Raw genomic sequence first — 12,976 nt, 5'->3', positions numbered from 1 at the left:
TTGCCTTACGGCACGGAACTAATCGCTTACGACACTTCGACTTCGTAGAAGCAGAGGTGGTCCTTGATCTCGGCCACGTCCGGCTTCGGGTCCGGGTACGCCCAGACGAGGTCCGCCGCGTCCGGCAGCGACCAGTAGGAGGCCGTTCCCTTGAACGGGCAGTACGTGTGCGTGTCGGAGGGCGTCAGCAGGTCCAGCCGTACGTCCTCGGCCGGGATGTAGTACCGCACGGGACAGCCCGTCTCCCGCAGCACGAGCGGCCGGTCGCTCTCCGCCAGGACCTGGTCGCCGTGGACGACCCGTACGCGCTGTGTGCCCTGCTCGATCGTGATCGTGTGTCCGTCAGCCATACCCGGAAAGCGTTCGCGGGCCCCCGGTTCTTCCCGCGTACGGTGGCTTCATGCGAATCTGCGTCTTCCTCTCCGCCGCCGACCTCGACGACCGTTACACGCGCCCCGCGCGCGAGTTCGCGAAACTGCTGGGCAAGGGCGGGCACACGCTCGTGTGGGGCGGCTCCGACGTCGGGCTGATGAAGGTGGTCGCCGACGGGGTGCAGGAGGCGGGCGGCCGGCTAGTCGGGGTCTCCGTCGAGTTCCTGGCCGCCAAGGTGCGCCCCGGCGTCGACGAGATGGTCATCGCGAAGGACCTCGCCGAGCGCAAGAAGCTGCTCCTGGAGAAGGCCGACGCCGTGGTGATCATGGTGGGCGGCACGGGCACTCTGGACGAGGCGACGGAGATCCTGGAACTGAAGAAGCACGGCCACACGGACAAGCCGGTCGTCCTGCTCAACACGGCGGGCTTCTACGACGGCCTGAAGGAGCAGTTCCGCCGCATGGAGGACGAGGGCTTCCTGCCCCGCCCGCTGAGCGACCTGGTGTTCTTCGCGGAGGAGCCGGTGGGGGCGCTGGCGTACCTGGAGGAGAGCCGCGGGGTGGAGTGAGCCCGGGGTGGAGTGAGCCCGGGACGGACTGAGCCGGAGACCGGAGTGCCTCGCGCTGATGCGAGCATGGCGGGCATGGCTACTCATGTGATCACCGGAGCGGGTTCCGGCATCGGCGCGGCCGTCGCACGCCGCCTGCACGCGCGCGGGGACGATCTCGTCCTCCACGCGCGCGACGCGGGCCGGGCGAAGGAGCTGGCGGCGGCGTTCCCCGGCGCGAAGACACTGGTCGGCGACCTGGCGGATCCGGACAAGCTGTCCTGGGCCTTCTCCCACCAGTCGCTCCCCGACCGGGTCGACTCCCTGCTCCACATCGCCGGGGTCGTAGACCTCGGCCCGGTGGGCGACCTGACCCCGAAGTCCTGGCGTCACCAGCTCAACGTCAACCTGATCTCCCCGGCCGAACTGACCCGCCACTTCCTCCCCCAACTCCGCGCCACTCGCGGCCACGTGGTCTTCGTGAACTCCGGCGCAGGCCTCAACGCCCACGCCGGCTGGTCCGCGTACGCCGCCTCCAAGCACGGCCTCAAGGCCCTCGCGGACTCCCTCCGCCACGAGGAGCACGCCAACGGCATCCGCGTCACGTCGGTCTACCCCGGCCGCACGGCCAGCCCCATGCAGGCGAAGGTCCACCAGCAGGAGGGCAAGGAGTACGACGCCTCGAAGTGGATCGACCCCGAGTCGGTCGCGACGACGATCCTGATGGCGATCGACCTGCCCGGGGACGCGGAAGTAAACGACCTGACGGTACGACCGGGCCGCTGACACAGCCTCTCCGCCCCCGCCGCCCCCAGACCCGCTTCGGCCCTGAAGGGGCCTCGTCCTCAAGCGCCGGACGAGCTGAGTAAGTCAGCCCCTCCGGCGTTTGAGGAGCGGGGGTCCAGGGGGCGGAGCCCCCTGGCGGGGTCGAAGGGGCGGAGCCCCTGGGGGATGGGACGGGTAGGGGCGGCGGGGGCGAAAACATAGGCTGCACATGTGAACGCAGACATTCGTTTCGGCGCAGCCACAGGCATCGGCTCCATGCCCGGCGGCGACGCCCGCGAGGCCGCCAAGACCGTCACCGGCTCCTTCGAGGACTTCCCGTTCCTCGCCGAGCTGCCCTCCCGTGGCCCCGGCGCGGACATGATCGGCCGCACCGCCGGGATGCTCGTCGAGTTGTACGCGCGCGTGGAGCCCAGCGGGTGGCGGATCGGGGACCGGCCGGGGCGGGACACCAAGCGGGCGCGGTCGTGGCTGGGGGAGGACCTCGACGCGCTGGAGGAGTTCACGCAGGGGTACGAGGGGATGGTGAAGGTCCAGGCCGTGGGGCCGTGGACCCTGGCCGGCGCGCTGGAGCTGAAGAACGGCGAGGCCGCCCTCTCCGACGCGGGTGCCTGCCGCGACCTCGCCGCATCGCTCGCGGAGGGGCTGCGGCAGCACCTCGCGGAGGTGCGGCGCCGCATCCCCGGCGCCCGGCTCGTCCTCCAGCTCGACGAGCCCTCCCTCGTCGCCGTCCTGCGCGGGCAGGTGAAGACCGCCAGCGGCTACCGCACCCACCGGGCCGTGGACCGGCAGATCGTCGAGGCCGGCCTGCGGGACGTCGTCGGGGTTCACGGCGACGGCCCGGTCGTGGTCCACTCGTGCGCACCGGACGTCCCGTTCGCCCTCCTGCGCCGGGCGGGCGCGGCGGCGATCTCCTTCGACTTCTCCCTTCTCACCGAGCGTGACGACGACGCGATCGGCGAGGCGGTGGAAGCGGGGACCCGGCTCTTCGCCGGTGTCGTCCCGGGCACGGACGGCCCATTGTCAGACCCTGCCGGTAGCGTCATGGGTGTCAGGACGCTGTGGCGCAGGCTGGGGCTGTCACCGGGGCTTCTCGCGGAGGCGGTCACTCTCACGCCGTCGTGCGGACTCGCGGGGGCCTCCCCGCAGTATGCACGCAAGGTTCTCGCCCACTGCGTCCGGGCGGCGAGATCCCTCGCGGACAACCCAGAGTAACGGGAGGACAACACGGTGGCCGGCGACAAGCAAGCGGAGACGACGGTGCCCGCCGAGGCACGGGAGCAGCACGCGAAGCTCGCTGAGCAGATCGAGGAGCACCGCTTCCGGTACTACGTGAAGGACGCTCCCGTCATCAGCGACGCGGAGTTCGACAAGCTCCTGCGCTCGCTGGAAGCGCTGGAGGACGAGTATCCGGAGCTGCGCACACCGGACTCCCCGACGCAGAAGGTGGCGGGCGCGTACGAGACGGAGTTCACGGCGGTCCAGCACCGCGAGCGGATGCTGTCGCTCGACAACGCCTTCGACGATCTGGAGCTCGCAGCCTGGGCCGAGCGCGTCCACAAGGACGTCGGCACCTCCAAGTACCACTTCCTGTGCGAGCTGAAGGTCGACGGCCTCGCCGTCAACCTCACCTACGAGCAGGGCCGCCTCACCCGCGCGGCCACCCGTGGCGACGGCCGCACCGGCGAGGACATCACCCCCAATGTCCGTACGATCGCGGACATTCCGGACCGCCTGCAGGGTGACCGCATCCCCGACCTCGTGGAGATCCGCGGCGAGGTCTACTTCCCGATGGAGAAGTTCGAGGAGCTCAACGCCCGCCTGGTCGAGGCCGGCGACAAGCCCTTCGCCAACCCGCGCAACGCCGCGGCCGGTTCACTGCGCCAGAAGGACCCGCGCGTCACCGCCACCCGCCCCCTGCACATGGTCGTCCACGGCATCGGCGCACTTCAGGGCTTCGACGGCATGTCCCGCCTCTCCCAGGCCTACGACCTGCTGAAGGCCTGGGGCCTGCCCACCGCCCGGCACAACAAGGTCGTCGAGGACCTCGACGGGGTACGGGAGTTCATCGCCTACTTCGGCGAGAACCGCCACTCCGTGGAGCACGAGATCGACGGCGTGGTCGTCAAGCTCGACGAGATCCCTCTCCAGGGCCGCCTCGGCTCCACCTCGCGCGCGCCGCGCTGGGCCATCGCGTACAAGTACGCGCCGGAAGAGGTCAACACCAAGCTCATCAACATCCGTGTGGGCGTGGGCCGTACGGGCCGGGTCACGCCGTACGCCCAGGTCGAACCGGTCACGGTCGCGGGCTCGGAGGTCGAGTTCGCCACCCTGCACAACCAGGACGTCGTCAAGGCCAAGGGCGTTCTCATCGGTGACACGGTGGTGCTGCGCAAGGCCGGTGACGTCATCCCGGAGATCCTCGGACCCGTCGTCGACCTGCGGGACGGCAGCGAGCGGGAGTTCGTGATGCCTGCCGAGTGCCCGGAGTGCGGTACGGCGCTCAGGCCGATGAAGGAGGGCGACGTCGACCTGCGCTGCCCGAACGCCCGCACCTGCCCGGCCCAGTTGCGCGAGCGCCTTTTCTACCTCGCCGGCCGCAAGGCGCTGGACATCGAGCACTTCGGCTATGTCGCCGCCGCCGCGCTCACCAAGCCGCTGGAGCCGGCCGAGCCGCCGCTCGTCGACGAGGGCGACCTGTTCGACCTGACCGTGGAGCAGCTGCTGCCCATCAAGGCGTACGTCCTCGACCAGGACAGCGGTCTGCCCAAGCGGGACCCGAAGACCGGTGAGGAGAAGATCGCCACGGTCTTCGCCAACCAGCAGGGCGAGCCGAAGAAGAACGCGGTCGCGATGCTCGAGAACATCGCCGCCGCGAAGGAGCGCCCGCTGGCCCGCATCCTCACGGGCCTGTCGATCCGTCACGTCGGTCCGGTCGCCGCCGAGGCGCTGGCCCGGGAGTTCCGCTCCATCGACCGCATCGAACAGGCCAGCGAGGAGGAGTTGGCGAACACCGACGGCGTCGGCCCGATCATCGCCGCCTCGCTCAAGGAGTGGTTCGCCGAGGAGTGGCACCAGGAGATCCTCCGCAAGTGGAAGGCGGCCGGCGTCCGCATGGAGGAGGAGGGCTCCGGCGAAGCCGAAGGCCCCCGCCCCCTGGAAGGGCTTACCGTCGTCGTCACCGGCACGCTGGAACATTTCACCCGCGACGGCGCCAAGGAGGCACTGCAAACGCGCGGAGCGAAAGTGACCGGCTCCGTTTCGAAGAAGACGTCTTTTGTCGTCGTAGGGGACAGTCCAGGGTCCAAGTACGACAAGGCCATGCAGCTCAAGGTGCCCGTTCTGAACGAAGACGGCTTCAATGTCCTGCTGGAGCAGGGGCCCGACGCGGCGGCCGAAGTTGCTCTCCCGACAGAGGAGTAGTGGTTGAAGGCCACCCGATCGGCGCATATCAGATGCATACGGGTGGCTGGGGCGCATTCGGGCAACCGTCGACGACCGCTGCCCGTGGAAGCCTTCTGCGGCCTACTGTTGAGGGGTGCGCCTGCCGTGCCCAGCTGCGGTTGGGGCATCCCCTTGGCTCTGAAGGGCTTTGAAGGGCGAGGGGAAGGGTTTTCCAACGCGGTGCCGTTGAAGGTTGTTGTCGGGCATCGGGCCGCGTGGCGTGGGCACCGCCGGCTGTGAGAGGGACGGGAATGGAACCGACCGAGAGCGCCGCCCCGGACTCACGGCTGCGCCGTATGGCCGGCGCATGGCGGGGGTGGGCGGCGCGGACCGCGGAGCGTTCGCGCGCGGAAAGAGGCGAGGGGAGCGCCGCCGCACCGCACACCGTGGCGGACGGCCACGCGGCCGTGTCGCTCGGCGCCGAGCGCACCGCCGGGCTGCCGGGTTCCGATCACGAACGGCACCTGTCCTGGCCCGCGCTGCCCGCGGCGGTCGTCGCGGCGGCCGGGTTCGTCCTCGGTGCCGGGTTCTACCGGGCGTTCACCGGCAGCCACGCCCTCTTCCCGTCCGGCACGGTCGGCTGGTCCCTGGCCGTCCTGACCGGGGTCATCGTCGGCCATCTCGTCATGCTCGGCCGCGCCCGCTGGTGGGGCGGCACCGGCTCCGGCGCCGCCCTCACCCTCGCCGTGCTCATGCTGTACGGCTGGGTGCCCGCCGGCATGGTCAGCCTGACCGTCGTCGTCCTGGTCGGCGTCGCCCGCAGGGGCCGCTGGCGGCAGGGCGTGCTGCACGGCGCGGTGGACATCCTCGGCATCGCCGCCGGGGCCCTCGTGCTGGCCGCCTTCGGCCGCGTGCCGACCGTCGAGAACCCCTGGGACCCCGACACCTGGACGCTCTACACGGCCCCCGGCGTGGTGCTCGTGGCCGCCGCCTACCTCGCGGTCACCCGCGTCCTGCTCTGGTATCTGCACGCCCCGCGCGGCGGCCTGCCCACCGTCGCCCGCACCGCCCTGGTCAGACAGGGACTGGTCGCGGTCGCGCTGCTCGGCATCGCACCGCTGGTGTGCGTGGTCGCCACCGCCAAGCCCCTGCTGCTGCCGCTGTTCTCCATCCCCCTCATCGCCCTCGACTCCACCCTGTGGATCGCCCGGGCCCGGGCGGAGGAGCAGCTGCGCGATCCGCTGACCGGGCTGCCCAACCGGCAGTGGCTGCTGGAGCGCATCTGGACCGCGCTCGACGACGCCGAGCGCATCGGCGCCCGGTCCGCCCTGATGCTGATCGACCTCGACCGTTTCCGATCGGTCAATGACACGCTCGGTCATCTCGCCGGTGACCGGTTGCTGCTGCAGATAGCCGACCGGCTGCGGCTCGCGCTGCCGCGGGGAGCGGAGGCCGCACGGCTCGGTGGTGACGAGTTCGCCGTCTTACTGCCGGTCGCCGATTCCACGACATCGGCGACCCGGGTCGCCCGCGGTCTCGTCACCGCCCTCAGCTCCCCGCTCGACCTCGACGGGCTCACCCTGGTCCTGGAGGCGAGTGCCGGCGTCGCCGTCTTCCCCGACCACGCCCTCGACGCCGAGGGACTGCTGCGGCGCGCGGACGTGGCGATGTACCAGGCGAAGCGGGACCGTACGGGCGTGGAGGTCTACGAGTCGAAGCGGGACTCCAACACCCCGGACCGGCTGGGCCTGCTGGGGGATCTGCGCCGGGCCCTCGACGCGCACGAGGTGGAGCTGCACTACCAGCCGAAGGTCCGTTTCGACGGCCAGGTCGCCGGGCTGGAGGCCCTGGTCCGCTGGGTGCATCCGGAACGCGGGAAGGTCCCGCCGGACGAGTTCATAGCGATCGCCGAGTCGTCCGGGCTGATGCCGCACCTGACCGAGTACGTACTGGAGACGGCGCTCGGGCAGGTGGCGCAGTGGCGGTCGCAGGGGTTGTACGTGCCCGTCGCGGTCAACGTCTCTCCGCGCGATGTCCACACCCCCGGATTCGCGGGTTCCGTCGCCGCGCGGCTCGCCCGGCACGGTGTTCCGGCGGGAGCGCTCCAGCTGGAGATAACGGAACACGTCCTCCTGGAGGACCCGCAGCGCGCCGCCGACACGCTCGCCGGTCTGACCGGCCACGGCGTGAAGATGTCCCTGGACGACTTCGGCACGGGGTACTCGTCCCTCGTCCATCTCAGACGCCTCCCGGTGAGCGAACTGAAGATCGACCGCTCCTTCGTCGCCCGCCTTGCCGTGGACACCGAGGACGCGGAGATCGTCCGCTGCACGGTGGACCTGGCGCACTCGTTGGGCCTGCTCGTCGTCGCAGAGGGCGTCGAGGACGACGAGACGTGGGAACGGCTGCGAGACCTGGGCTGCGACGCGGTGCAGGGCTGGCTGGTCGCCGCGGCGATGCCCCCGGAGGAAACGACGGCGTGGCTGCGGGCCCGCGGATCGCGGGGTTGGCAGCGCCCGAGGGCGGCACTTCCTGCCGCCGAGTAACGGCAGCGCCCCTTTGGCTCGTCAGCGGTACGACAACCACTTCCTCAGGAGCGAGGCCTGGGAGGGCCGCCGTGGCTGAGCCGTGGCAGAAGGCCTCCGGCGGCAAACCGTTTCACGGGCACGGGCCCCCGCCCCATAGGATTGGGCCAAACCACACACACTCACCCCAGAGGATCGCTGCATGCCTGGCATCACGCGCGAGGAGGTCGCCCACCTCGCCCGGCTGGCGCGTCTGGAGCTGAAGCCCGAAGAGCTCGAGCACTTCGCGGGACAGCTGGACGACATCATCGGCGCGGTCGCACGCGTCAGCGAGGTCGCCGACCAAGACGTACCGCCGACCTCGCACCCGCTCCCGCTGACGAACGTCATGCGGGCGGACGAGGTCCGTCCGTCGCTCACCCCCGAGCAGGCGCTCTCCGGCGCCCCGGCCCAGGAGCAGCAGCGTTTCAAGGTGCCGCAGATCCTGGGGGAGGACTGATCGCCATGACGGACATCATCAAGCTCACGGCCGCAGAGACCGCCGCGAAGATCGCCTCCGGCGAGCTCACCGCGGTCGAGGTCACCGAGGCCCACCTCGCCCGCATCGAGGCCGTCGACGAGAAGGTCCACGCCTTCCTGCACGTCGACCGTGACGGCGCCCTCGCCCAGGCCCGTGCCGTCGACGAGAAGCGCGAGCGGGGCGAGAAGCTCGGGCCGCTCGCCGGTGTTCCCCTCGCGCTGAAGGACATCTTCACCACCGAGGGCGTCCCGACGACCGTCGGTTCGAAGATCCTCGAGGGGTGGATTCCGCCCTACGACGCCACCCTCACCAAGAAGCTCAAGGCCGCTGACGTCGTCATCCTCGGCAAGACCAACATGGACGAGTTCGCCATGGGGTCCTCGACCGAGAACAGCGCCTTCGGCCCGACCGGCAACCCCTGGGACCTCACCAAGATCCCCGGCGGCTCCGGTGGCGGTTCCTCCGCCGCGCTCGCCTCCTTCCAGGCGCCCCTCGCCATCGGCACCGACACCGGCGGCTCCATCCGCCAGCCGGCCGCCGTCACCGGCACGGTGGGCGTGAAGCCGACGTACGGCGCCGTCTCGCGGTTCGGCATGGTCGCCTTCTCCTCCTCCCTCGACCAGGGCGGCCCCTGCGCCCGTACGGTCCTGGACGCGGCCCTCCTCCACGAGGTCATCGCCGGGCACGACCCGCTGGACTCGACGTCGATCGACGCGCCCGTGCCGCCGGTCGTCGAGGCCGCCCGCAACGGCAGCGTGGCGGGCATGCGCGTCGGTGTCGTCAAGCAGTTCCGCGGCGAGGGCTACCAGGCCGGCGTCATCCAGCGCTTCGACGAGTCCGTCGAACTGCTGAAGGAGCTGGGCGCCGAGATCGTCGAGCTGGACTGCCCGTCCTTCGACCTCGCGCTGTCGGCGTACTACCTGATCGCGCCCTCCGAGTGCTCCTCCAACCTCGCCCGCTTCGACGGCCTGCGCTACGGCCTGCGGACCGGCGACGACGGCACGCACTCCGCCGAGGAGGTCACCTCCCTCACCCGCGCGGACGGCTTCGGCCCCGAGGTCAAGCGCCGCATCATGCTCGGCACGTACGCGCTCAGCTCCGGCTACTACGACGCGTACTACGGCTCCGCCCAGAAGGTCCGCACGCTCATCACGCGCGACTTCGAGAAGGCCTTCGAGCAGGTGGACGTCATCGTCTCGCCGACGACGCCGACCACCGCCTTCCCGATCGGCGAGCGTGCCGACGACCCGATGGCGATGTACCTCGCCGACCTGTGCACCATCCCGACCAACCTCGCGGGCAACGCGGCCATGTCGCTGCCCTGCGGTCTGGCCCCGGAGGACAACCTCCCGGTCGGCCTGCAGATCATCGCCCCGGCGCTGAAGGACGACCGTCTGTACAAGGTCGGCGCCGCGGTCGAGGCCGCCTTCGTGGAAAAGTGGGGGCACCCGCTGCTCGAGGAGGCTCCGTCGCTGTGAGTAAGGCACTGTCCAAGGCCAAGGGCTTCAAGAAGTCCAAGTCCGGTCTGTACCTGTCCATGGCCACCACCGCGTTCGGTGCGGTCACCGTCGTCAAGCAGGCCAAGAAGGCCCGCCTGGAGAGCGACACGCTGCGCCTGATCGACGCCGGAGTGTCCGCCGCCGCCATCGTCACCGGCCTCGCCATCCTCTACCGCGAGCTGAAGCGGCTGGGCGACGACGACGTCCTGCTGGGCTGAGAGGGAAGTTTCACCGTGACCACCACGACCGACCTGGTGTCGTACGAGGACGCTCTCGCGTCGTACGACCCCGTCATGGGCCTCGAGGTCCATGTCGAACTCGGCACCAAGACCAAGATGTTCTGCGGCTGTTCGACCGCGCTCGGCCAGGACGCCAACACGCAGACCTGCCCCGTCTGCCTCGGCCTGCCCGGCGCGCTCCCGGTCGTCAACGCGACCGGCGTCGAGTCCGCCATCAAGATCGGACTCGCGTTGAACTGCGAGATCGCCGAGTGGTGCCGCTTCGCCCGGAAGAACTACTTCTATCCGGACATGCCGAAGAACTTCCAGACCTCCCAGTACGACGAGCCGATCGCCTTCAACGGCTACCTCGACGTCCAGCTGGAGGACGGCGAGACCTTCCGCGTGGAGATCGAGCGCGCCCACATGGAGGAGGACACCGGCAAGTCGACGCACGTCGGCGGCGCCACGGGCCGCATCCACGGCGCCTCGCACTCGCTGCTGGACTACAACCGCGCCGGCATCCCGCTCATCGAGATCGTCACCAAGCCGATCGTCGGCGCGGGCGAGCGTGCTCCCGAGGTGGCGAAGGCGTACGTCCGTGAGCTGCGCGAGCTCATCAAGGCGCTCGGCGTCTCCGAGGCCCGCATGGAGATGGGCCAGATGCGCTGCGACGTGAACCTGTCGCTGCGCCCGAACGGCACCGAGAAGTTCGGCACGCGCTCGGAGACCAAGAACGTCAACTCGCTGCGCTCCGTGGAGCGGGCCTGCCGTTACGAGATCCAGCGCCACGCCGCCGTGCTGAGCAGCGGCGGGACGATCGTCCAGGAGACCCGCCACTTCCACGAGGACACGGGGTCGACGACCTCGGGCCGCGTGAAGGAGGAGGCCGAGGACTACCGGTACTTCCCGGAGCCCGACCTGGTCCCCGTCGCCCCCACCCGCGAGTGGGTCGAGGAGATCCGCGCCGCGCTGCCCGAGCTGCCGCTCGTGCGCCGCAACCGGCTCCGTGAGGAGTGGGGCGTCTCCGCCACCGACATGCAGGCGATCCTCAACGCCGGTGCGCTGGAGCCGATCGTCGCCACGATCGAGGCCGGTGCCGACGCGGCCTCCGCACGCAAGTGGTGGATGGGCGAGCTGGCCCGCAGCGCCAACGAGTCGGGCAAGGCGCTGGACGAGCTGGCGATCACTCCGGAGCAGGTGGCCCGGGTCGCCGAGCTGGTCTCGAAGGGCGACCTGAACGACAAGCTGGCCCGTCAGGTCATCGAGGGCGTCCTCGCGGGCGAAGGCACCCCGGACGAGGTCGTCGACAAGCGCGGGCTGAAGGTCGTCTCCGACGAGGGCGCGCTGGGCACCGCCGTCGACGAGGCCATCGCCGGCAACCCGGCCATCGCGGACAAGATCCGCGGCGGCAAGGTGGCCGCGGCCGGCGCCCTGGTCGGCGCGGTCATGAAGGCGACCCGGGGCCAGGCCGACGCCGCGCGCGTCAAGGAGCTGATCCTGGAGAAGCTGGGCGTCAGCGAGGGCTGAGCGCACAAGTCCACAACGGCCCCGGAGGCAGGTCCTCCGGGGCCGTCGTGCTGCTCAGCAGGTCACTTGCGGCGTCCTACGAGCCGTACGAATCCCAGCGCGCGGCCCTCGTCCCGCCGGACCATCTCGCCGACCCGGCGGGCCATCGTGCGATGGAACTCCTCCGGGCTCTCCTCGGCGATCACGTCGCACCACAGCAGCCAGTCCCGCCAGCCGTCCGGCTGCCAGTCGGCGGCCTCGACCTCGACGGCGCCACCGCGGGTCCAGTGCCGTCGCCACCACTCGGCGGAGTGGAAGCACCAGAAGTCGGGCTCCCACCACGGCTCGAGGTGCTCCGGCGGCTCGGTGCCCTCCGGCTCCTCCCGGAGCGCCGGTACGACGACACCGATCCGCCCGCCGGGCTTCAGCAGCCGGGTGAGCGTGGGCAGATACAGATCGTTCGTGCCGAAGTACTGGTACGCGTCGATGCTCACGATCGCGTCGAAGCTGCCCTCGGCGAACGGCAGGTCGTGCGCCTCGGCGTGCACGGGCAGCACACGGTCCGCGAAGCCGGCCTCGGCGACACGCGCGGCGTTCTCGTCGGGCTTGATCCACAGGTCGGCGGCGGTGACCTGGGCGTCGTACTCCCTGGCCAGGAAGATCGAGGTCATCGCCCGGCCGCAGCCCAGGTCGAGGACGCGTGCGCAGGGGCGCAGGGTGTCCAGGCCGAGGGCGGGGGCCAGCCACTCCAGCAGCCACAGGGCGTTCGGGCCCATCTGGTTCTCGATGACCCAGCGGACGTCGTAGCTGTTGCTGCGCGGGTAGCGGGCGTGGGTCAGCCGCTTGGTGAGGTCCTCATTCGAGGTCCCCCGGGTGATGTCTGGCATCGGTGAACGGGCTCCTTGAGTCCGGAGAAGCGGAAAGGGATACGTCGGAGCTCGGCCGGACGCTCAAACAATGCACCTGCCCAGGTCGGCGGCGGTGTGCCGCGGCAACGGCTGACCTTCGGAAGCTAGCAGCGGCCCGTACCGCCCCGCATCCGGGTTTCTCAGCGCGACGCGCTACGCTCGCCCGCCATGAGCGGACGTGGTGATTCCGAGATATCCGAGACGGGGGAGGACCAGGCCAGGACGCCGGACGACGAGCGGGCCCTGACGGACCCGGAGGACGTCGAGGACCCGGCGCAGGAGGCGCGGCGAGCCCGCTGGACGGCCGCCGCGACCGGTGCGCTCCTCGCCCTCGCCGGGCTGGCCGCCTCGACGCTGCGTGCCGCCACCGGTTCCGCCCCGGTCCTCGTCCCGGCCGCCTATGCCTTCGGGGCCGCCGTCTGCGGGCTCGCCGCGTTCCTCGGCTCCCGGGGGCGCACCCGGCGGGCGCTGTGGCTGCTCATCGCCGGGGTGATGGTGATGGCGCTGGGGGACCAGTTCGACTGAGAAGTTCCCGCTGCGTGGACGTAGTTCTGTGAGAGACGCCACCCGCGACGACAGAGCGGCCGTTACTGTCCTGTGATCTGCCTCCCATTCCTGTGAATAAACCCACGAACACGACAAACGATCACCAGCGCCTGCAACAGTGGCTTCACAACCCTCATGCGTTCTTTGCGGGCTGTTCACCTCATG

At 70.5% G+C, this 12,976-nt stretch carries 12 protein-coding genes; 10 read left to right on the top strand and 2 right to left on the bottom strand.

What is annotated here, in order from left to right; genetic code table 11:
* Nucleotides 1-26: 26 nt before the first annotated feature.
* Nucleotides 27-350, bottom strand: a complete 324-nt coding sequence (locus ACIBU0_RS27835; RefSeq protein ID WP_398823537.1) for a DUF427 domain-containing protein — start codon at nucleotides 348-350, stop codon at nucleotides 27-29.
* 50 nt (nucleotides 351-400) lie between these two features.
* Between ACIBU0_RS27835 and ACIBU0_RS27830 the strand changes: the two genes are divergently transcribed.
* From ACIBU0_RS27830 to gatB, 9 genes are all read left to right on the top strand, one after another.
* Complete coding sequence (locus ACIBU0_RS27830) at nucleotides 401-940, top strand: TIGR00730 family Rossman fold protein (RefSeq protein ID WP_398823534.1); 540 nt, start codon at nucleotides 401-403, stop codon at nucleotides 938-940.
* Between the two features lie 75 nt (nucleotides 941-1,015).
* Entirely contained in the window at nucleotides 1,016-1,705 is a 690-nt protein-coding gene (locus tag ACIBU0_RS27825) for an SDR family oxidoreductase (protein WP_398823531.1), read from the top strand.
* A gap of 255 nt (nucleotides 1,706-1,960) precedes the next feature.
* Nucleotides 1,961-2,917, top strand: a complete 957-nt coding sequence (locus tag ACIBU0_RS27820) for a methionine synthase (RefSeq protein ID WP_398823832.1) — start codon at nucleotides 1,961-1,963, stop codon at nucleotides 2,915-2,917.
* Nucleotides 2,918-2,932: 15 nt separating this feature from the next.
* Nucleotides 2,933-5,125: an NAD-dependent DNA ligase LigA gene (ligA, locus tag ACIBU0_RS27815; protein ID WP_398823528.1), complete on the top strand. Its 2,193-nt coding sequence runs from the start codon at nucleotides 2,933-2,935 to the stop codon at nucleotides 5,123-5,125.
* A 272-nt stretch (nucleotides 5,126-5,397) separates the two neighbouring features.
* Nucleotides 5,398-7,632, top strand: coding sequence for a putative bifunctional diguanylate cyclase/phosphodiesterase (locus ACIBU0_RS27810; RefSeq protein WP_398823525.1), 2,235 nt, complete (start codon nucleotides 5,398-5,400; stop codon nucleotides 7,630-7,632).
* A 181-nt stretch (nucleotides 7,633-7,813) separates the two neighbouring features.
* On the top strand, nucleotides 7,814-8,110 hold the full coding sequence (gatC, locus tag ACIBU0_RS27805) for an Asp-tRNA(Asn)/Glu-tRNA(Gln) amidotransferase subunit GatC (protein WP_007384860.1): 297 nt from the start codon (nucleotides 7,814-7,816) through the stop codon (nucleotides 8,108-8,110).
* Nucleotides 8,111-8,115: 5 nt separating this feature from the next.
* Nucleotides 8,116-9,609: an Asp-tRNA(Asn)/Glu-tRNA(Gln) amidotransferase subunit GatA gene (gene gatA, locus ACIBU0_RS27800; protein WP_398823521.1), complete on the top strand. Its 1,494-nt coding sequence runs from the start codon at nucleotides 8,116-8,118 to the stop codon at nucleotides 9,607-9,609.
* Nucleotides 9,606-9,848, top strand: a complete 243-nt coding sequence (locus ACIBU0_RS27795; RefSeq protein WP_398823518.1) for a hypothetical protein — start codon at nucleotides 9,606-9,608, stop codon at nucleotides 9,846-9,848. The genes gatA and ACIBU0_RS27795 overlap by 4 nt, the downstream gene beginning before the upstream one ends.
* Nucleotides 9,849-9,863: 15 nt before the next feature.
* Nucleotides 9,864-11,378 (top strand): Asp-tRNA(Asn)/Glu-tRNA(Gln) amidotransferase subunit GatB, encoded by a 1,515-nt coding sequence (gene gatB, locus ACIBU0_RS27790; protein ID WP_398823515.1) that lies wholly within the window; start codon nucleotides 9,864-9,866, stop codon nucleotides 11,376-11,378.
* A 62-nt stretch (nucleotides 11,379-11,440) separates the two neighbouring features.
* Here the strand turns inward: gatB and ACIBU0_RS27785 are convergent, their stop codons facing one another.
* On the bottom strand, nucleotides 11,441-12,244 hold the full coding sequence (locus ACIBU0_RS27785) for an SAM-dependent methyltransferase (RefSeq protein WP_398823512.1): 804 nt from the start codon (nucleotides 12,242-12,244) through the stop codon (nucleotides 11,441-11,443).
* Between the two features lie 189 nt (nucleotides 12,245-12,433).
* Here ACIBU0_RS27785 and ACIBU0_RS27780 point away from each other — a divergent pair, with 189 nt between their 5' ends.
* A complete protein-coding gene (locus tag ACIBU0_RS27780) occupies nucleotides 12,434-12,790 on the top strand; it encodes a hypothetical protein (protein WP_398823509.1) in 357 nt (118 codons plus the stop codon).
* The last annotated feature ends 186 nt before the right edge of the window (nucleotides 12,791-12,976 follow it).

It is taken from the genome of Streptomyces sp. NPDC049627, from assembly GCF_044465645.1.
Classification (GTDB): domain Bacteria; phylum Actinomycetota; class Actinomycetes; order Streptomycetales; family Streptomycetaceae; genus Streptomyces.
The sequence above is the reverse complement of the archived record's forward strand: the minus strand, read 5'-3'. Positions and strand labels throughout refer to the sequence as shown.